Here is a 20216-nt window from a genome sequence, read left to right as displayed (position 1 = left end):
AAGTGCTTTACAAAAGAGTGCAGAATGAAGGAGGGAATATATAATGGATAGTTATGAATTTCAAAAGCAGTGTAAAGAGTTTTTAATAGAATATTATAAAGAAAAATTTAATCTTTATTTAAGCTTAGAAGATATTTATGTAGTATGGTCTTGCAAGACTTTGCAAAATAACAAGATTTTAATGAGTACAGTTATTTCCGACGGTAGATACTGTGAGTTTACAAGAAATGGAGACAAACAGGAAACATACTTTGATATATATGTTAAAGAAGAAAATAGAACAATAGCCATATAAAATAAAAAACTAGACCCAGATAAGTCTTTAAACTGTCTTTTTTTAATGCAAATAATCCAACAGACAAGTTGTTAAAATCAACCTTCGAGGTCGTAACCTCGTTAATAAACGTAAAGGAGTAAGTAAGATGAAAAGAAGTTTTTTAAGTGAATTAGGTTTAGAAGATGAAGTAATAGACAAGATAATGGCAGAGCATGGGAAAACTACTCAGAGGCTTCAGGATAAGATTGGAGCAAAGGATACAGAAATTCAAACTTTACAGGGAGAGCTTGATACAGCTAACGGAAAGTTAAGCAACTTTGAAAAAATAGATGTTGAAAAGCTGAAAAGTGAAGCGGAGGAATGGAAGTCTAAGTATGAAAACTTTGAGAGAGACAATGCCGTTAATGATTTCTTTAAAGATTATAAATTCACTTCGGATTTAGCAAAAAAGGCAACTATAAATGAATTTAAGGCACAGAACTTTGAACTTAAAGATGGAAAGTTTGACGGTGCTGATAAATTTATGAAGCAGTTTGTAAAAGATAATGAAACTGCATTTGTTAAGGAAGATCCTACTACTACAGAACCACAGCAGAACGCTTATAGTTATACTCCTGCTGGTGGTAGCAATGGTGGAACAGATCCATTCCTTGATGGATTAAATAATATATTTGGAAAAGGAGAGTAAGGTTATATGCCAAATTCAATAGAAAAAGCAAAAATACTACAGAAAAAGTTAGATTTACAGATGGTACAGGAAATGACTACAGGTTGGATGGAAGTTAACTCAAGTCAAGTTCAGTATAATGGTGGAGATGAGGTAAAGATTCCACAGTTACTTGTAACAGGTCTAGGAGATTACAACAACGGATATAAGGAAGGTAATATAACATTTAAGTTTGTTACTAGAAAATTAACACAGGACAGAGGGACAAGTTTTACATTAGATGTAAGAGATGTTGATGAAACAGCTGGGATACTTAATATAGCGAGTGTTATGAGCGAGTTTCAGAGAACACAGGTAGTGCCAGAAGTGGATGCTTATAGAATTTCTTTCCTTGCTACTACAGCACTAGCTAACGAAGGATTCCATGAAGAGTACACACCAGATAAGGATGTTATAAATCATATAAAAGACGGTATAAAAGCGATAAGAAAAGCTGGTTACAATGGACAGTTAGTAATTCATGCGAATTGGGATACCATAACAGAACTTGAAAAGGTTAAGCCAGTTGTAGCAAACACAGTAACATTTACTGCAAACGGGATAAACACTACTGTTAATCAGATAGATAACTGCCCAATACTTCCAACAGCAGATAATAGAATGATAAGTAAGATAAAAATAAATGATGGTACAAGTGAGTTTGGATTTGCTAAGGATCCTACAGGTAAACAGTTAAACTTCCTTATTGTTGGACGAGATGTTCCAATTGCAATAACAAAGCTAGATACTATAAGAATATTTAATCCATTTGTAAACCAGAAGGCAAATGGGTGGTTGGCAGACTATAGAAGATTCCATGATATATGGGTGTTGGATTCTAAGAAGAAAGCCATCTTTTGTTCTACAGCTTTGGCATAGGAGGGGAAAATGAGATTAGAAAGATTAAATGTTATAAGAGAAACCGAAGATGAAAGTAAAATAAAATATTTTAAATCTTTAGGGTTTATTGAAGTTGAAAAGGTTGAAGAAGTTGAAAAGGTTGAAGAAGTTGAAAAGACAACAAGAAAAAAATCTAAAAAGTAGGTGATTTTTTGTGCAAGAAAAGATAAAGGATATAGTTAAAAAATATCTTACTGAATGCAAAGTAGAAGTTACTGAAATGTTTATAGACCTAAAAATAGAAGAACAGATAGAATTTGTTCTCAATTTTTGCAACATAAGAGAACTTCCGAAAGAACTGGTGCATACAGTAGCAATAAGGACTCTAGGTGATATATTGGCCATTAAATATTGCAGTAATTCTGATAGTACAGACAATAAAGGAATTAAGCAAATTACAGAAGGTGATACTACTATATCTTTTTCAAATTTAAATGAAAGTTTAAACATAGAACAGATTAAAGCCTATAAAGAATACGGGAAACATAACCTTATGAATTTTAGAAAGGTGAAGTGGTTTTGATGAATAGAGTAAGAAAAGCTATAGAGCTGCTTTATGGAGGCAGATGTGATGTATACGAGTATGATGTTGTAAAGGATGAAAAAACCAAGAGAAAGACAAATAAAGAGGTGTTAAAACACTCAAATATTCCGTGTAGGCTATCTTTTGCAGATAGAGCTAGTGGTAGAACAATACAAAAGGAAATGGGGCATATAGAACAGGGGATAAAATTGTTTTTATCCCCTGATATTTTTATAAAACCTAATTCTAAAATTATTGTTACACAAAATGGAAGAACAGTAACATATAAAAACTCTACTCCTGCCAATTTTCACACTAATCATCAAGAAATAAATTTGGAGTTAGCAGAAGAGTATGCCTAAAATTGGGAGTACTGGAGGACTTGATAAGCAAATGAAGAAGATGAATGACCGTATTCAAAAAATAAATGATAAAGGCTTAGATGAATTTATTGAACAACTGGCAAGAAAATTAGCTATAAGAGTATTAGTTCACGCTATTCATAGAACTCCGGTAGATACTGGAACACTTCGAAGAGGCTGGGGTGGAGGAGTTGAAAAAACACCTACTCAAATAGGCAAAGAAACACCAGTAAATAAAGTAGGCGATGTATTCTCAATAGTAATAAGCAATAATATTGACTATGCGGTTTATGTTGAATATGGGCACAGAGCAAGAGGCGGTAAAGGTTGGGTTCCAGGAAAATTTATGCTTAAAATATCGGTTGAAAAAGTTAAAGCAAAATCGAGAAGCATTATAGAAAAAGAATTTAAAAAACAACTAGAGAGGATTTTTAAATGATAGAAAAATATATAGATGCAATTTCAGTGCAGTTAGATAAGTACTTAAATATTGAAAACATATATGTAAATGAACAACTTCAAGATTTTGAAACCCCTTGTTTTATTATCCATGTCATTAGTTCGATGAAAAATTTAATGCTAAACACTAGACAAAGAAGGGTATATCCATTTGATATTGTGTATATGGCTGAAGATAGCAAGGATATAGATACCTTATATACAATGGGAGATTTTTTATATGAATTACTGGACATGCTAGAAATTGATGAAGAACTTGTTAGGGGGATAGATCTTGAATATAAAATAGTAGATAATGCTTTACATTTTTTTGTTACATATCCGATGTTATTAGATTATGAAAAAACAGAGGAAAAAATGAGTAGTCTACAGCAAAAAACGGAGGTGATTATAAATGGCTAATAAAAACAAGGATATAAACAAATTTACAAAGAAACAGTTGCTTAGTGCTAAAAAATATATAAATAACAAAGATATACTCCAAGTTATTTTAGATGATAAAAGAACATATAGTTTTGCTGAGGTTGATAAGATACTTAAAAAAACACTTGAAAGGGGAGTGAGATAGATGGCATTAGGTGGAGGTACATTTAAAAATATGGACAAACCACTTCCAGGAGCGTATGTAAATAATGTAAGTGCTGCAAAAAACCTAGATTTAACCGGTCTTCATGGGGTTGTAGCTATAGCGTTAGAGTGGGATTATGGAAACAAGGGCGATTTGATAAAATTAAAGTCAGGGCATTTTTCTATTTTGTGTAAACAGGCTCTTGGCTATGATTTGTGGGATGAAAAGTTAAAAGGGATTAGAGAACTAGTAGAAAATACAACAGAAGTTTATTTTTACATTTTGAATGACAATAAAAAGGCATCTAATACACATGCAGAGGCTAAGAAGGGTGGAACAAGAGGAAATGCTCTTGCTATAAGGATACAGACAAATGTTGATGATCCAAGTAAAAAAGATGTTATAACATTGCTTGACAATGAAATAGTTGATAAGCAAATAGTTAGCCAAAAAACAGAACTTGTTGATAATGAGTTTGTTAAGTTTAAAAAAACAGTTGAACTTGAAGATGTGGTAAAAAGCGAGTTAAGTGGTGGAACTAATGGAGATGTTGTAGTAAAAGACCATCAGACTTTTTTAGCAAGAATGGAAACTGTATCATTTAATACTCTTGCTTGTCTTTCTTTAGATAAGGAAATTCAAAAACTTTATGTAGCTTATACAAAAAGAATGCGTGAAGATGTTGGACTTAAATTTGCAACGATTTTGAAGCTAATAGACGCACCAGGTGAAGAACTTTACAACCATGAAAGCATAGTAGCTATAGAAAATAAAGTGCTTGACAAAGGTGCTAAAGGAAATGAATTGGTATACTTTACTGCTGCAATATATGCTTCAACGCCATTTGGAAAATCAAATCTTAATAAAAAATACACAGGAGAGTTTAAAGTAAACACAGAGTACACTCAAGGACAATTAACTCAATTGGCTAAAGAAGGTAAATTTGTTTATCATCAGGTTGGTGATGAAGTAAGGGTGTTGGAAGATATAAATTCTCTTACTACATTTACTGAGGAAAAAGGCGAAGAGTTCAAGGAAAATCAGGTTGTTAGAATTGTTGATGCACTTGCGATAGAAGATGCAATAGTTTTCAATACAATGTATTTAGGAAAAGTAAACATAAATAAATCTGCTCTAGAAAGCTACGAAAATAAGGTTAGAGATATACGTGAACATTTTGTAGATGAAGGGGCTTTAGTGGATTACGATAAAGATATAAAAGTTGAAAAGGTTGAAGGCGTAAGAGGAGCAGTGAAAGTAACAAGTGGGGTAAGACCTGCTGAGTGCTTTAGGCAGTTATATGCAACTAATTTAGTAAGGGGGTAAATAAATGGCAGAACAAGTCAAAAGACTAAATTTTGTAAATGAAACCATATCAGGTTCTCAGGGGTGTGTTTTTGCTGAAATAAATAATAGAAGGTATGTGCTTGCTTCATTGAGTAAGTTTAAGGCTACATTTAAGACAAATATATCTAAAGGCGGAGTTTTAGGCTTGAGTGGTAAACAAAATAAGCCTGCTGGTTGGGAAGGAGAATGGGAAGCTACATTTTATTATAATCAGTCAACTTTTAGAGAGCTTGCACAGCAATATGCAGAAACGGGGATATTCCCAACTTTCAATATCCAGGTAATAAACGAAGATCCAATGTCGGTAGCTAAAATAGGAAGGCAGTCCATAACATTTGTGGATTGTATAGCAGAAGAGATTACAATGGCCATGATAGATGTAGATGCAGAGTCTTTAGATGAAGATGTATCAGGGACATTCAATGATTTTAAAATAAACGATAAGTTTAAGGATTTTCCAACTGCGTAATTGGAAAATAATAGGGGTTTCACATGAAACCCTTTTTTAATATAAAAAAATAAAGGAGATTAATAATATGAGTAAATTTCAAGCATTTTTAAAGGGAAACAGCAAGAGAATAAAAACAAAGAACGTAATTATATCAGACGCTTTTTTAGATGAAAATGGGAAAATAGTTCCATTTACAATAAGAACATTACCTACAAACTTAGTAAGCAAATGGCAAAATGAGTTTTCAAGTTTAAATGAAAATGGAGAAGCAGAATTTGATACTGCTGGATATAACAAAAAAATAATGATTGAAGCAGTAGTATTCCCAGATCTTAAGAATCAAGAATTACAAGATAGTTACGGTGTAATAGGAGAGGGTGCATTACTAGACGAAATGTTACTTTATGGAGAACAAACAAAGCTAATACAGGAAATAAACGTGCTAAATGGGTTTAAGACTATAGATGAAAAGGTGAAAGAAATAAAAAACTAATAGAAGAAGATGACTTTGATGCTAATATAGCATATTACTGTCTGAATGAGTATCATATGTCACCTTCTGAAATCTTTGATGTTATAGAAAACAAAGATAATAGGTATATTTTTATTGTTGCATCTATTCTCACAAGGACTGAAGCAGAAAGAAGAGAAGAAAAGAAAGCTAAAAGTAAAATTAAATAAGAAAGGAGGGAATTATGGAGGGTATAAGTACACAGATAAAAATTGATGATGCAGCAACTGCAGTTTTCCAAAATATAGCAAGTTCGTGTGCTACAGCTACAAATAGCATTAATGGTTTTCAAAGAGCTGTGGGGCAAAGTTATAATACAGGGAAAATGAAAGCTATGCCCAAAGATATTGATAATGCAAGATTGAGTCAGACATCTTTCAATGAAACGCTAAGACAAGGTGGAGGCTTAGCATCTCAAATGGCTGAAAAGATAAAAGGAATTGTGGGGGCTTATCTTGGTTGGCAAGCTGTAAAAAAGACTGTCGAGGTAGGTGATGAGTTTAATAGTACAATGGCAAGACTTAACATTATAAGCAATGGCGAGTCCCCTGCAAAGATATATAACGATATTTACAAGGCTGCACAAAATGCTAGAATACCAGTTGCTGGATTGTCAGCGGATGTTGCGAAACTAGGACTTTTAGCAGGAGATAGATTTACGGGCAACAATGAGCTTATTAAATTTTCTGAAATACTAGCAAAATCATTTAAAGTTTCAGGGGGAACCGCCCAAGAATCTGCGGCGGCAATGCACCAAATTACTCAAGCGATGGCATCTAATAGATTACAAGGAGATGAATTTGTTTCAATCCTTGAAAATGCACCACTGTTTGCAAGAGCTATAAAAAATGAATTAAACGGTATAGACCTTAAGAAAGCATCTGCAGATGGCTTGATAACAGCAGATGTAATGAAAAGAGCCGCATTCAATATGGCGGATGATGTGAATAACAAGTTAAGCGAAATCCCCAGAACGTTTGCAGATAACGTTACAATAATGAAAAATAATATAATGTCTTCGCTAGAGCCTTTATTTTCTTCATTGTCTAAATTGTGGAATAGTGACTTTATGTTGGGAACTATAGGAGTTATAACATTAGCATTTCAGGGATTTGGGCAAATTGCTGGACTTGCTATTAACATACTTGTAGCGGGACTAGATTTCTTAACACAACATGCATGGCTACTAATTCCGCCACTAACAGCACTAGTTTTTAAAATGGCAATGATGGCAGGGACAGCAATAGCAACAGCAGCAGCTTTTATGGTAAAGGTTGCTGCAGATATTGCGGAAACAATGGCAATATACGCTTTAATTGTTGCTCAAGACGGACTTAATGCAGCTATGGCCGCGTGCCCTATTATATGGATAATAGTTGGAATAGTAGCAATTACATTAGCTATTTTAAAACTTATACAATGGTTACTATCCTGGGCAGATATAAATGTTACAGTTGTAGGAATAGTAGGAGCTATTTTTGGTTTTTTAGGAACGCATATATTTAATATTTTCAAAGGAGTAGCCAACATAGTTTTTGCAGTGGCTGAATTTATTGCGAATGTGTTCAATCATCCGGTTTATTCTATTGTTAGACTGTTCGCAAACTTGGCAAAAGCTGCTCTAGGAATGGCAAGAAGTATGACAAGTTCATTTGATGGGGTAGCTACTAACTTAGCAAATTCTTTCATTGACGGAGCAAACAGGGCAATAAGAGCAATTAACTGGGTAATTAGAGCCTTAAATAAGATCCCAGGAGTAAATCTATCTGAAATGGGGCAATTTGCACATACTGCATCAATTACACACCCTATAAAGAAAGCAGAAAATAATATTGATAAATGGCTTGAAAATAGTAAACCTAAGGATTATAAAGCTGCTAAACCTTTCGAAATGAGCGATACTTTTGATGGTGCTATGAAAGGAATGAATTTTGCAAATGGCATGATTTCTAAGTTAAAGAATAAATTCAAGCCACAAGACGATAACAAACAAAAAAAAGATATCGAAAAAATGATTAAAGATGCACAAAAAGAACCGGCAAAAGCTGGAGGAACGGGCGGAGGCACAAGAGGAAAAGGTAAAAATCCGCTATCAAAGCCTATAGAAAACACAGCTTTAAACACTAAGAAGATAGCTGAAAATACAGACAATTCAAAACTTGATGTTAGATACATGAGAGAAATTGCAGAGAGACAAGCCATAAATAGATTCACTACAGCAACTATAAATATTGAAAATAATTTGAGCCAAGCTCCATCAGATATGGATTTGGACGGATTTGTAGACCACCTATCAAACAAGTTGGCAGATGAGTTAGATAGACAGGTTGATGGATATTACAAATATTAGAAAGGAGGAGTAAATATGTATTTATTTTATTTGGGGGGCATGTTGCTCCCTGTTACTCCTTCCAAGCTTACAACAAAAATAGGAAATGCAAATCAAACTTTTGAATTGGCAAATGAAGGAGAAATAAATAAGATAAAAAATCCTAAGTTAACAGAATACAGCTTTGAATTTGAACTCCCATTTAATAAAATATCTTATTCCACTAGAGAATGTGATCCTAAGGAAATTTTAGATATGCTTGAGGAAACAAAAAAGAATAAGAAAATAATTAAATTTCAAGTTGTTAGAAAAATGTTTAATAAATCGCGTTTTCCACTTGAACAAGATGTTTCCATAGAGGATTACGAAATAGTAGAGGATTCTGAAAATAATAGCGATATAGTGGTTAGTATAACATTAAAACAATTTAGACCATATAGAACACTACACATACTTAACAATGAAGATAAAAGACCTGTTTTGAATAATAAAAATGAGAGTAAAAAAACATCTATCAGCTGCTTGAAAAAATTAGAATTGCTATCAGATTTGAACGTAAGAAGTGGTGCAGGGACTCAAAATAGGAAAGTAGCAATAATGAAAAAAGGAGAAAAACCTTTAGCATACAGACAATATGAGCTAGAAAAAGGTGTTTGGTGGTATGCTATAAAACACTCTGCAGGAGATAAGGATAAAAACGGTGTTGCTTGGGGATGGATTTCAGGGAAAACACAATATGTGAGAATTTTAAAAGATTATAATAAAATAACTGCAACCGCAGAAGATGTAATAGGACAAAAGGGACATTATACAAAGTAAGGGAGTAGAAATAATGATAGAAAACAGAAATATACATTCCTATAATGTAGATGTTTTTATAACTAGAGAAAAAAAAGTATATAAAGTTCCAATATTAAATGGGTTAGAGATTAAGTGGGAACGTAAGGGGGTTCCTGGACAGTGTACCTTTTCTATAATACAAGAAGATACAGAAGAAAAAGTAGAGTTTGAAGAGGGTGATGAAGTACAAGTTAGAATATCTAAAACATGGATGTTTAAAGGGTATATATTTACTAAGACAAGGAATAAGGATGGTGTTGTAAAATACACTTGCTTTGACCAATTGAGGTACTTAAAAGCTAAAGAAGCTGTGAATTTTGTTGATAAAACAGTTGGAGAAATAGTAAATCAAATTTGTGATGAAAGAGAACTAAAAAAAGGGACAATAAGAGATAGTGAGAAAAAATATAAAATACCAAGTATAACAAGGGATAATACTTCATTTCACGATGTTATATTAACTGCGATTGAGAAGACAACAGAAGCAACAGGGGAGATCTTTATACTTTACGATAGATTTGGAAAAATAACCCTATGCCCGTTAAAACATATGAAAAGAAATGTTGTAATTGATTCTAGTGTTATAGGAGATTTCGAGTATGAAAGTACTATAGATAAACAGACATACAATGTAGTTAGAGTTGCAGCTAAGTCAAAAAAAGATGGAGCAACAGTTTATTATACTGCAAGAGACCAAAAGAATGTTAATAAATGGGGAGTATTGCAACTAACAGAAAAGAGTTCCAATAGCTTTACTTCTACCTCGGCAGCAAAACAGCTTTTAGACTTTTATAACTCTAAAACCAAAACTCTCAAAATTAAAAATGCAATGGGAGCGGTTGAAGTAGTTGCTGGAGCCGTTATAATTGTAAACCTTGATTTGGGTGATATGAAGCTAACAAGAAATATGGTAGTTGATGCGGTTACCCATAGAGTAGAAGACGGCTTATATTCAATGGATTTAGAATTGATTGGTGGGGAGTTTGTTTCTACCAGAGGAGTGCAAGGAGAACAGGAAGAAAAACATGAGGAAGTTTCAGCTGGCGAAAATGAAAACAGTTTTTCTTCGGAAGTGAAGTATACTGGAGGAAGTATAACCTATAGCAGTGGAGGGCATAAAGTTACTCTTTCAGAATCATTAGTGAACCAAATTTTAAAACAATGCATACGATATAAAATTATGCCTAGTTTTATACTTACACAAATGTGGGCAGAAAGTTTTTGGGGAGACTCTAATGTAGGTAGAAAAAATAACAATTGGGGTGGCATAACATGGCCATATAAAGGTGACCCAAGTGTCAAAAAGTACAAAGGCACTCGCAGACCTGCTGCGGAAGGTGGATACTATGTAAGATGGAATAGTGCAGAAGACTATATTGTAGATCATTTCTTTTTATTTAGAGAAGGGGGTTATTACAAGGTTAGGTATAAGACCACTATTGGAGGCTTTATAAATGGATTACTTACAAGAAGTAGGGGAGGAGAGGCTAAAGCTAATTATGCAGCAAGCCCTAACTACAGAAGTTTAATGAATTCTACATACAACAGACTTATGAAACATTTAGAAAGCAAGTTAAAACAATTAGATAAAATGGTTTATGAAAACGGAACATGGAAAAGTGGTACAGTTGTTAAACCTAATAATGCTGTTGGAAGTAATATTAGCAATAGTGGCAATATTGCACATGTTAAAGAAGCACAAAAACACATTGGTAAAAGTTGGGCACAAATGAATAAATTAGGCCATATGACAAGAGGACTTTGGTGTGCAGATTTTACAGTATTTTGTATGAAGAAAGCGGGAAATTTGCCAGTAGGGGCTACATCTTCAACTAGAGATTTATTCTCCAAATATAGAGCTAGAGGAAAAGCAAAACATCTAGAGGCAGCTAGAAATTACACCCCTAAATCAGGGGATATAATTTTCTTTTACAATGGTTCAGGTAGAGCAGGAGCTTTGAAGATAGATCATGTGGGGATTGTTGAAAAAGTTGAAGGTACAAAGATAACTACAATTGAAGGAAACTCTGGAGCAAGATTAAATGTAGGTAGACATACCTACTGGGTAGGACAAAAGAAAATAACAGGTTATGGAATAATGTAAAGGAGCATTAAAAATGAATATAATATCTATAATTAAAGAAATTGTTTATAAAACAGTAGATAATATGCAATTGCCAGATTTTATAACAGGAGAAGTAGTTTCCATTAATCCATTGAATATAAAAATAAATGAAAAGATAGTATTGCAGCCAGTGCATCTATATGTTCTAAAAAGTGCTATTGGCAAATATCCAGTTAATATTACAAATGGGAATGGAGTAGCTATACATAAACTAAAGGAAGGAGATATTGTAGCCTTAGGGAAATGTAATGGCGGAGAAAAATATATTGTATTTGGGGAGGTTAAAAAATTATGATACCCAATACAGGTATGACACAAGAGGAATTTCAAAGTATAATAGACAAACTTGAAAATGATAAATTTAAATATAATAGTAAGGATTATAAATTATCTGATGATGGGACAAGAATAGAAGGGGTTACAAATGGCACGGATGAAATAGCACAAACCCTTTATTTTATTATAAATATAGAAAGATATAAGTATGCAACTGTAAGCAGTAACACAGGGGTAGAGCTTGTAGATAAATTCGGAGAAGACCCTAATCTTGTTAATATGAAAATTGTAAATACAATTAAAGAAGCTTTTTTAAATGATGATAGGGTGAAGGAAATATTAGATATAGAATTACAAAGGGTAAGAAGAGGTGTTTATAGTATATATATGGTTATACAAACAACAGAAGGGAAAGTATCTATAACAGAGGTGGTGAACACTAGTGGACTATAATATATCATTTGAAGATATAACGGATAGAATGTTAAGTAGGATTGATGATGACTTTGACAAGAGAGAAACAAGCCTTGTATACCAATCTATTGCAATGAATGTTCCTGAATATATAGAAATTGCAAGTGAACTAGAATTTATTGAAGATGAAGCGTATCCTGATACATGTAATTATAAAAATTTGGTAAGAAAATGTAGAGAAAGAGATATAACACCGATTCCTGCTACATATGGAACTGTTAGAGCAGAATTGAGCTTAAAAGTTGAAATTAATGCCAGGTTTATTACAGGTGGCAGGGTTTATAAAGTTTTAGAACTTCTTAAAGAACCTAATGCGGAAATTCCTGAAGAAGAAAAGATATGGATATATTCTCTAATAGCAGAAGAAACTGGACATATTGAATTTATTGGAGATCTTATACCTATAGATGAGATACAAGGTCTTAAGCATGCAAAAATAACTGAAATAATAGAGGATGGTAGAGATGAAGAGGATATAGATAGCTTGAGAGCTAGATATAACTATTCGTTAGTAGCTCAATCCTTTGGGGGAAACAAGACAGAATATAAACAAAGAATATCTGAAATGGATAACATAGGTGGTGTTAAAGTTTTTAGGCGAAAGGAAGGCAAAAACAATATTGAAATATATATTGCAGATACAAATTTCAAGGGTGCTAGTGAAGAAGTTGTAAGGGCTGTCCAAGATGCGATTGATCCTACTCAAGATGGCGAAGGTTTAGGCCTAGCCCCGATTGACCATATTGTGAAAATAAATGCTGCAATACCTTTAAAAGTAAATATAAACGCAACGATTAAGGTTAGAGATAATGCTGATATTACTAAAGACGTTAAAATGGAAATAGAAGAATATTTTAAAGATTTACGTTATGAATGGTCTAATACAGAAGATGGATTAATAATTAGGCTTGTGAAGATAGAAAGCCTTATATTTGGAATACATAATGTAATAGATATAGAAAATATTACTATAAACGGACAAACAAAGAATATTATGGTAGAGGCTACCAATATACCAGTTCTTGGGGAGGTGGTGATTAATTGATAACAACAGATATAGATTACAAGTCTAATACACTTGCACATTTACCACATGTTTATAGAAAAATAAAAGAGTTTAGAGAGCTAGCAAATACCTATGATAAGGAAAATGAGTTGATAGCAAGAAGGGTGCAAGAAACTTTTGACAATTTTTTTATACTAAGTCTAAATGAATATGGTTGTAGCAGATGGGAAAAGATATTAAAAATAAAAGTTAATGATAGCTATACATTAGAAGATAGGAGATTTAATATATTAACTAAACTTATAGGGTTACGGCCGTACACCCAAAAAAAATTAAAATATTTGTTGGATGCTTTGGTGGGGGAGGGAAATTATACATCCAATATAGATAATAGAGAAAAAATATTAGAGGTAAATTTAGGTTTAGCAGCAAAAAATCAAATGCGAGCACTTGAAGAATTATTAGATAATATACTACCTGCAAATATGGTTATTAAAACATCTCTAAAATACAATAAGCATGAAATGTTGACTAAATATACACACCAACAATTAGAAAAGGCTACACACGAGCAATTAAGAGAGGAGGTGTTGGCTAATGTCATTGTTTAATTCGAGCTACACACCAGTAAAGCCAGCAGACTATAAAAGTAAGTTTGAGATTCCATATCAAAACGCACAAGATTTTTATAATATAAGAGTATTTAATGATTGTTTTTACTTGCTAGAGAGGGAACTATTAAAACTTACAGGGAAAATTACAGAGTTAAAGCTAACAGATGAAAACATAGATGTAGTAGCAGAAGATAAAAAGCTAAGTGAAGTATTACCAACGGTGGCTAGAAAAGGAGAGATACTTCCACAGGACATAAAAGGAAATAACGTTAACAAAAAAATACTAACAGATATAACTATTACAGAAAACGGTGATTTAACAGTATTAGGAGTAAGGGACGTTGGCTTAGATTTTAGAGGGACACGTGAATTAAGCAACATCTACGCAAAGAAAACAGACTTAGAGTCCTTGCAAACAAGCAGTAGCAAAGAAATAGAATCCCTAAAAGCTAAAGATAAACTACTAGAGCAAAAAGATGCAGAATTACAAAGTGCAATAGACGGAATAAAGCAAGAAATTTCTAGTGTAAAACAGGATATAGGTGGATATGCTACAAGGCTAGAAACTGCTAATAATGGGATAGAAGCAAGGTTATAGGGAGGTGAGTAAATGGCTACAATAAAAGAACAGACAGAGAAAACGGAGCAATTAAAAACCACCTTAGATAATAAAGTGGACAGTATAGGCAATATTATTAATACAAAGATAAAAGAAAAGCTAACTACATTAACACAAGTGGAAGATGTTTTAAGCAGGAAAATGCTAGGCATAGGAAGCGTTATAAGTCCATCAAGACTTGAACTAGTAGCACCGTATAAAATTCTAAAACAATATAACTTAGCAGGGCATAAGATAGATAAAATTCTTGCAATGAGTAAGTCTGGAAAAGTGGCATGTCTAATGCAAGGTGAGGATAAAACTATATATATAATCGAAAGAGATAGAATTCTTGCAAGTTTTGAATGTAGAGATAAACAACTTTTAGGTCCAACGAGTTTAGGATTTTCAGGAGAAAATACATTTTATTACAGCATGTATTCGACTGGTTACTACGGTAAAAGTTATGGTTATGCTTTAGACATTAATTCAGGAAGTCAAAAAAGCGTGACAGGTATAATATCAACATCTAATAAAATAGCAAGGTCTAAAGAAAACGAGTCAAGGTATTTTATTGCCGGAGACACTAACGCTTTTGTATACGACGTTAAATTAGAGAAGGTCATTGTTTCAGTAGGGGTTTCAAATTCTTGGGGTGATAATACAGTGGGTTACGGCAGTGCAGATGTGAGTTCTTACGGTGCAGTATCTATGCACAGAAATTATAATAGACCTTATCAAACATACGGGCTATCTGTGAATGTTATATCCAACACTTTTGAAACTCGAACGGTATATTCTAGAGAAGAAAAATCCGGGATTGAAGCCTTTGTAGGAATAAACACTACAAAACCAATATATTACGTGGCTTCGAAATCAGGTGCCAATGCATTTAAAGTTTTTGATTCTACGCTGATGGAAACAACTGAACTTATGACAGAAATACCAGTAACTGGAAATTCTCAAACTCCTGTATTTTGCACGGATAAAAGTGGTAATCTATATCTATCGCAAACGAAAGATTCAAGGTCACTTACTGCTATAGGTCCAAATGGGGAATTAATCGGATTTATGAAAACTCCTATTCTACCGAAAAATATTGGATACGTTGATGATGATACTGTTTGTGCCAAAATAGGTGATGGATATTGCATAGCTACTTTGCAAGAAAGCCCTCAATATGTGATTATTTAGAAAGGAATACTAAAATGAAATTATACTTATTACATGAAAACAAAGAAAAAAATTATATTAGCATAATATACTATATTAAACCAGAGTTCGAATGCTTCTATAAAGAAGTGATGGAGAGTGATTTGCCACCAGATAAGGTTGGGTACATTAAAAGATTGGTGTATACAAAGTCTACGGATACTGTAAGTGCCGAATATGAACCTATACCAAAATCAGAAACAGAATTACTTAAAGAACAAATAGAAAAAATGAAAATCGAACATGCTACACAGATAGCCGAACTAGTTGAAAAATCTGAAAGCGACAAACTAGAATTATCTACAGCAATAGTAGAATTAACAGAACAATTAGCACAAGGATAGGTGGTTAAAATGAGGACTTTAATTTTAAGGTTCTTTTTTTATATGTTTTTTAATTTGGAAGGAGGTGAAGAAGATATGGCAATGTGTTATGTTACTTGTATAGTTGCAGGAGTTAGAACTTATAAGCAAGTTCCAAAGTTCTTGAAGGATAAGGTTAAAGAGCTTTTAATATCTATGGAACTAGAAGAATTAGTAGTAGAATAATCTACAAATTGCAGAGAGTGGAATCTCTATAATCTAATTTAAAAAAGTTAATAATTGCAATCGAGAAGGGAAACTCTACGCCCTTCTCTTTTTTTTGCAAAAACAAGACCTTGTAGAATCGATTTTAAGCTTCTTATAGGTACTAACTATCAAGAACTAAATTAAAATCTCTTATAACCGTTCTTACAAGATTGTCTATGAAACGTTGGAATTTCAACGTTCCTAGCTTACATACACACAAAAGAATAGAGGCGATATATGGTAATTAAAGATTTTATTATAGAGTGGTGGATACAAGCAGTATTTGGGATTATCCTTACTGGTTTAACCGTAGCAGTAAAAAATATTGTTAGAGAAAATAAAAAAAGAGACCAAGAAAATAAAAAAGAACAAGAAGCAATAAAAATGGGAATTAAAACCATACTTTATTACAACATTTGCAAAGAAGCAGCAGATATTAAAAACAGAGGGAAAATAAAAAGAGAAGAAATTAGAGATTTAGAATACCTTTTTAAATCTTATTCTAATTTAGGTGGCAATGGAGTTGCAAAAAAGTTGTACGAAGAATGCATGGAATTGCCAGTAGAAATATATTATTAAAATTTTTTAGAAATGGAGATGGTTTAATGAAAGACAGAATAAAGAATCCGTATTTTTGGATAGGACTTGTAGGTGTAATTTTAACTGCTTTACAAGTGGAAGCTAGTACTCTAACAAGCTGGGATAAGGTATTGCAATTAATTATAGATACAATACAGAATCCATATCTTTTAACTACTACTGTTATGGCTGTAATAGGAGTAGTAGTAGATCCAACTACTAGAGGAGCAAAGGACAGAAAGGTGGTAAGATAAAATGACTAAGTTTATATGGAAACCTATAACTAATGGGAATAATTTTGGAGGAAGGAGACCTAAAAGTGCAGTCCAATATATAGCTATACACTGGACTGCAAACGAAGAAGAAACCGCAACTGCATTAAACCATTACTTTTATTTTCAAAACCATAGTGTAGGGGCGTCGGCTCATTATTTTGTAGACCATAGTAAAATAATACAGATAGTAGGGGATACCACAGTAGCCTATGCAGTAGGGGGCAATCAAGGTTATGGTGTAGCTTTAAATGGCTGCACAAACTACAATTCTATAAGTATAGAAATGTGTGTAAATAAAGGCTATAACAACCAAATGTTATTTAATACCGTGGAATTAGTTAAAGAACTTTTAAGACAATATCCTAACGCTAGAGTATGTAGACATTGGGATGCAACAAGAAAAGACTGTCCAGGTGGTTGGGGTGGTAATAGTTCTAAATGGGATTGGTTCTTAGAAGAAATAAAGAAAAACAGAAGAATGATTATAGACACTAGCAAAACATCCGACTGTAAAATGGTAGGTAATGCACAAGTTCCTACAAGCCAATCTAAGCCAACTAAACCATTTAAAGGATATTATGTATTAACTAGCACTCCAGGAGATGTATTAAACGTTAGAGAAAAGCCAAGTGCAAGCTCTAGAATAGTTAGTAGCTACAGACATGGAAGTAAAATATATGTGCATGAAGTAGTGCATACCACAGATTCTACTTGGTATAAAATAGAGTACCATAAGGGTAAGTTTGGATATGTTGCCGCAAAATTTTGCAAGGGAATAAAATAATAAATAGGTTTAATTTTTTTAGATAATGCCTATATTATTATAGATACCAAAAACAAATTAACTAGGGTATAAAAAAAGGGGAGAGCTTTATGCCCTCCCTTTATTTTTTTGCTTATTTACATTACAGCTTCAATAATTCCATTTTCCACTATAAGGTAAGCTGTATCTTCCATATTACCTAGTTCTGTATAAACCACATAAACCTGTGCATCGTCTAAATGTTCAACCTTAGAGCTGTACATTGTGCGTTCTTTTTCAACATACACACAATCGCCATCAGTAGTTTCAATTTCACATAATACATCGTCAATATCAAATTCGCTTCCTACCAATACTTCTAATCCCTTTACTAATTCACTTCTTATCATTTTTTAATCCTCCTAAGTTTTATTTTTTTGGTTGTTTTGTTTATATTTTCATTGTACCAACAATAACGTTTGTCGTCGAGCATTTTTTAAAATTTTTTACTAATTTTAGAATAATTCTAATACTGTTCCACCTACTAAGTATGTTTGGTCTGCAGCTCCTTTATTTTGTGGAGTGTATTCCTTAACTTTTAAGTAGCACTTTTCTAATAAAACACCTGTATTTGTGTTCCCAAAGTTAAAGTGTTTTAAAATTTGATCTAGCTTATTTTTTAATACTCTATCTGTTTTTGCATCTGCATAAGTATTAAAATTAAACGGTGCTTTATTATTGCACTTCTTATAAAACTGTAATAGCTGTCCTATTAATAGGTAGTACTCTCTGTCATTTTCAATTTCGAAACCTTCTTCTTTTACTCTAACCTTTAAAGCATCATAAACCTTTCCTAACTCATTCTTTGGCATAGCTAAACCTCCTGATAATTTTATTTTTAGGAGGGGGAGAGTTTTCTCCCCACCCTATTTTACTTATCTAAAAATCTTTGCATCTTCTCTATCTGCGTGTCTTTTCTTGTAACGTTTTGCTCTATTGTTTAAATTCTCTATTAAAGAATCCATCTTATAGCCTTCAAAGTCCCTTATTAATATTGTGTTTTTTATGCGTCTTGTTAAGTAAAGTATTGCATTGTAAACTTCATCTTCATTGTAAAGTCTGTAGCCTATTTCTTCTAGCTTAATAACTAGATTCTTTCTAATTTCTTTAGCTTCTTCATCTTCTATTTCAACAAATTCAGTTTCGTCAATTTCTTCTGGGATAACTAGATCCTTTTCTAATATCTCTACAGCTATATCTTTAGCTTCTTTATTTCTATTTTCTATAAAATACTTTGCACTTGTTTCTGTTAATATAATCTGCATTATTTCTGCATTATCCTTACACTTGTCTAGCATTTTGTTTCTTATATCTTCTGCCCATGCTATTTGCTTTTCTGTACCCTGTAAAGGTGTAAGCTCTATATTTGGTATACTTTTCTTTAATTCTTCTTCTCTATCCTTAGCTTCACATTTATAGCATACATGGTTCTTACAATCTTCTAGAACTTCCTGTCTGTATTCTTCTGTGTATCCACCTATGTTTACTTCCATTTCATGTCCACACTTACAAGTTATTGTATATCTTCTCTTTCTGCACTTATTTGCCATTTTCATATCCTCCTAAATTTTATTTTTGGTGTTCTGTTTATATTTTGATTATACCAACGATAACGTTTGTTGTCGAGCGTTTTTTTAAATTAATTTATTCTTTTTTGATAATGCTCTTTTACCCAATTGATGTCTATTACCCATGTTTTTCCAATTTTTAATATGTATTCTTCAGGAATATTTTTTTTGTTTATGTGCCACCTTAAAGTATTAGCACTTATGTTATATTCTCTCTCAACTTCTTTTAATGTTTTCCATTTTTCCAAAATTTATTTCCTCCTAACAATTAAATGATAAATTACACTTAATATAATAACAAACGCTAACGTTTGCATCAAGTCAAAAAAACTTAATTATATGGGCTGGAAATAAAAAATATAAAAAAGAGCAGGTGGAATACCTGCCCTATTCTTAAAACATAAAAACCAATATCCCACAACTATAAGATTGTTTACAAAAAATGTTTAGCAAAACATATATTATCTAAAATAAATTTCAAAACACCATGCGTTACGGTTAATTGATAAAATATCTTATCTAAAACAAATTTCAAAACGTCTTATGTTATGGTTAATTTGAGTGTAAACTATAAAATTTAAATTGTCAAGTCCTCTTTTTATATGTTATAATAAGTTTGCCTAAGTTTTATATTTAGGGTGTTTTGTTTAGAGGAGTCCCTGTGGTGGGGACTCCTTTTTTCATGCTTAAATAATATTTTAGGGGGGAATAAAGGGGAATAAAAGGGGAAATTTTTCAATGCGCATAGTAGCCTATGTATATTTTTTAGTGGCTAAAAGCGTGTAAAATCAATGTTTTCACAATTTATAGTATATTATGCATAATATATGTATACAACTGAATTT

30 protein-coding genes are annotated in these 20216 nt (G+C 32.5%); 26 read left to right on the top strand and 4 right to left on the bottom strand.

The window, feature by feature from the left end:
- Positions 1–43 precede the first annotated feature (43 nt).
- The 26 genes from BMY82_RS07425 to BMY82_RS07310 all read left to right on the top strand — a co-directional run bounded on the left by BMY82_RS07425 (position 44) and on the right by BMY82_RS07310 (position 17785).
- Positions 44–295, top strand: a complete 252-nt coding sequence (locus tag BMY82_RS07425) for a DUF6275 family protein (RefSeq protein ID WP_091975931.1) — start codon at positions 44–46, stop codon at positions 293–295.
- 127 nt (positions 296–422) lie between these two features.
- Positions 423–965: a phage scaffolding protein gene (locus tag BMY82_RS09405; protein ID WP_144019727.1), complete on the top strand. Its 543-nt coding sequence runs from the start codon at positions 423–425 to the stop codon at positions 963–965.
- Between the two features lie 6 nt (positions 966–971).
- A complete protein-coding gene (locus BMY82_RS07415) occupies positions 972–1862 on the top strand; it encodes a hypothetical protein (RefSeq protein WP_091975930.1) in 891 nt (296 codons plus the stop codon).
- 9 nt (positions 1863–1871) lie between these two features.
- Positions 1872–2027, top strand: a complete 156-nt coding sequence (locus BMY82_RS09465; protein ID WP_180366758.1) for a hypothetical protein — start codon at positions 1872–1874, stop codon at positions 2025–2027.
- A 10-nt stretch (positions 2028–2037) separates the two neighbouring features.
- Positions 2038–2406 (top strand): hypothetical protein, encoded by a 369-nt coding sequence (locus BMY82_RS07410; RefSeq protein WP_091975929.1) that lies wholly within the window; start codon positions 2038–2040, stop codon positions 2404–2406.
- Positions 2406–2768 carry a hypothetical protein gene (locus BMY82_RS07405; protein ID WP_091975928.1) on the top strand — a complete coding sequence of 121 codons (363 nt, stop codon included), beginning with the start codon at positions 2406–2408 and terminating at the stop codon, positions 2766–2768. The genes BMY82_RS07410 and BMY82_RS07405 overlap by 1 nt, the downstream gene beginning before the upstream one ends.
- Positions 2761–3207, top strand: coding sequence for an HK97 gp10 family phage protein (locus tag BMY82_RS07400; RefSeq protein ID WP_091975927.1), 447 nt, complete (start codon positions 2761–2763; stop codon positions 3205–3207). Before BMY82_RS07405 ends, BMY82_RS07400 begins: the two co-directional genes overlap by 8 nt.
- On the top strand, positions 3204–3629 hold the full coding sequence (locus BMY82_RS07395) for a phage tail terminator family protein (protein WP_091975926.1): 426 nt from the start codon (positions 3204–3206) through the stop codon (positions 3627–3629). Before BMY82_RS07400 ends, BMY82_RS07395 begins: the two co-directional genes overlap by 4 nt.
- A complete protein-coding gene (locus tag BMY82_RS09460) occupies positions 3622–3795 on the top strand; it encodes a hypothetical protein (RefSeq protein WP_180366757.1) in 174 nt (57 codons plus the stop codon). Before BMY82_RS07395 ends, BMY82_RS09460 begins: the two co-directional genes overlap by 8 nt.
- Positions 3796–5121 carry a phage tail sheath subtilisin-like domain-containing protein gene (locus BMY82_RS07390; RefSeq protein ID WP_091975925.1) on the top strand — a complete coding sequence of 442 codons (1326 nt, stop codon included), beginning with the start codon at positions 3796–3798 and terminating at the stop codon, positions 5119–5121.
- Positions 5122–5125: 4 nt separating this feature from the next.
- A complete protein-coding gene (locus BMY82_RS07385) occupies positions 5126–5611 on the top strand; it encodes a phage tail tube protein (RefSeq protein ID WP_091975924.1) in 486 nt (161 codons plus the stop codon).
- A 67-nt stretch (positions 5612–5678) separates the two neighbouring features.
- Positions 5679–6086, top strand: coding sequence for a phage tail assembly chaperone (locus BMY82_RS07380; RefSeq protein ID WP_091975923.1), 408 nt, complete (start codon positions 5679–5681; stop codon positions 6084–6086).
- Positions 6087–6288: 202 nt separating this feature from the next.
- A complete protein-coding gene (locus BMY82_RS07375; RefSeq protein WP_091975922.1) occupies positions 6289–8454 on the top strand; it encodes a tape measure protein in 2166 nt (721 codons plus the stop codon).
- Positions 8455–8469: 15 nt separating this feature from the next.
- A complete protein-coding gene (locus tag BMY82_RS07370; RefSeq protein ID WP_091975921.1) occupies positions 8470–9252 on the top strand; it encodes an SH3 domain-containing protein in 783 nt (260 codons plus the stop codon).
- A gap of 13 nt (positions 9253–9265) precedes the next feature.
- Complete coding sequence (locus tag BMY82_RS07365) at positions 9266–11377, top strand: XkdQ/YqbQ family protein (protein ID WP_091975920.1); 2112 nt, start codon at positions 9266–9268, stop codon at positions 11375–11377.
- A 13-nt stretch (positions 11378–11390) separates the two neighbouring features.
- The gene (locus BMY82_RS07360) at positions 11391–11693 is read left to right on the top strand and encodes a DUF2577 family protein (protein WP_091975919.1); all 303 of its coding nucleotides are present in this window, start codon (positions 11391–11393) and stop codon (positions 11691–11693) included.
- Positions 11690–12127, top strand: a complete 438-nt coding sequence (locus BMY82_RS07355; RefSeq protein ID WP_091975918.1) for a DUF2634 domain-containing protein — start codon at positions 11690–11692, stop codon at positions 12125–12127. Before BMY82_RS07360 ends, BMY82_RS07355 begins: the two co-directional genes overlap by 4 nt.
- Positions 12117–13193 (top strand): baseplate J/gp47 family protein, encoded by a 1077-nt coding sequence (locus tag BMY82_RS07350; protein WP_091975917.1) that lies wholly within the window; start codon positions 12117–12119, stop codon positions 13191–13193. Before BMY82_RS07355 ends, BMY82_RS07350 begins: the two co-directional genes overlap by 11 nt.
- Positions 13190–13765: a putative phage tail protein gene (locus BMY82_RS07345; protein ID WP_091975916.1), complete on the top strand. Its 576-nt coding sequence runs from the start codon at positions 13190–13192 to the stop codon at positions 13763–13765. The genes BMY82_RS07350 and BMY82_RS07345 overlap by 4 nt, the downstream gene beginning before the upstream one ends.
- Positions 13752–14366 (top strand): hypothetical protein, encoded by a 615-nt coding sequence (locus tag BMY82_RS07340; RefSeq protein WP_091975915.1) that lies wholly within the window; start codon positions 13752–13754, stop codon positions 14364–14366. The genes BMY82_RS07345 and BMY82_RS07340 overlap by 14 nt, the downstream gene beginning before the upstream one ends.
- A 75-nt stretch (positions 14367–14441) precedes the next feature.
- Complete coding sequence (locus BMY82_RS07335; RefSeq protein ID WP_144019726.1) at positions 14442–15560, top strand: hypothetical protein; 1119 nt, start codon at positions 14442–14444, stop codon at positions 15558–15560.
- Positions 15561–15574: 14 nt separating this feature from the next.
- A complete protein-coding gene (locus BMY82_RS07330; RefSeq protein WP_091975913.1) occupies positions 15575–15922 on the top strand; it encodes a hypothetical protein in 348 nt (115 codons plus the stop codon).
- 75 nt (positions 15923–15997) lie between these two features.
- Positions 15998–16126 (top strand): CD1375 family protein, encoded by a 129-nt coding sequence (locus tag BMY82_RS09655; protein WP_278308748.1) that lies wholly within the window; start codon positions 15998–16000, stop codon positions 16124–16126.
- Positions 16127–16384: 258 nt separating this feature from the next.
- On the top strand, positions 16385–16726 hold the full coding sequence (locus BMY82_RS07320; protein WP_091975911.1) for a hypothetical protein: 342 nt from the start codon (positions 16385–16387) through the stop codon (positions 16724–16726).
- 26 nt (positions 16727–16752) lie between these two features.
- Entirely contained in the window at positions 16753–16980 is a 228-nt protein-coding gene (locus tag BMY82_RS07315) for a phage holin (RefSeq protein ID WP_091975939.1), read from the top strand.
- A gap of 1 nt (position 16981) precedes the next feature.
- Positions 16982–17785: an N-acetylmuramoyl-L-alanine amidase gene (locus tag BMY82_RS07310; RefSeq protein ID WP_091975910.1), complete on the top strand. Its 804-nt coding sequence runs from the start codon at positions 16982–16984 to the stop codon at positions 17783–17785.
- Positions 17786–17901: 116 nt separating this feature from the next.
- On the opposite strand, the gene BMY82_RS07305 is transcribed toward BMY82_RS07310, so the two are convergent.
- The 4 genes from BMY82_RS07305 to BMY82_RS09455 all read right to left on the bottom strand — a co-directional run bounded on the left by BMY82_RS07305 (position 17902) and on the right by BMY82_RS09455 (position 19619).
- Complete coding sequence (locus tag BMY82_RS07305; RefSeq protein WP_091975909.1) at positions 17902–18153, bottom strand: hypothetical protein; 252 nt, start codon at positions 18151–18153, stop codon at positions 17902–17904.
- A gap of 105 nt (positions 18154–18258) precedes the next feature.
- A complete protein-coding gene (locus BMY82_RS07300) occupies positions 18259–18615 on the bottom strand; it encodes a hypothetical protein (RefSeq protein ID WP_091975908.1) in 357 nt (118 codons plus the stop codon).
- A gap of 63 nt (positions 18616–18678) precedes the next feature.
- Positions 18679–19353, bottom strand: a complete 675-nt coding sequence (locus BMY82_RS07295) for a hypothetical protein (protein ID WP_091975907.1) — start codon at positions 19351–19353, stop codon at positions 18679–18681.
- An 89-nt stretch (positions 19354–19442) separates the two neighbouring features.
- Positions 19443–19619, bottom strand: a complete 177-nt coding sequence (locus BMY82_RS09455) for a hypothetical protein (RefSeq protein ID WP_180366756.1) — start codon at positions 19617–19619, stop codon at positions 19443–19445.
- Between the last annotated feature and the right edge of the window lie 597 nt (positions 19620–20216).

This window comes from Peptostreptococcus russellii, assembly GCF_900110295.1.
Classification (GTDB): domain Bacteria; phylum Bacillota; class Clostridia; order Peptostreptococcales; family Peptostreptococcaceae; genus Peptostreptococcus; species Peptostreptococcus russellii_A.
This window is presented reverse-complemented; position numbering and strand designations above follow the sequence as displayed.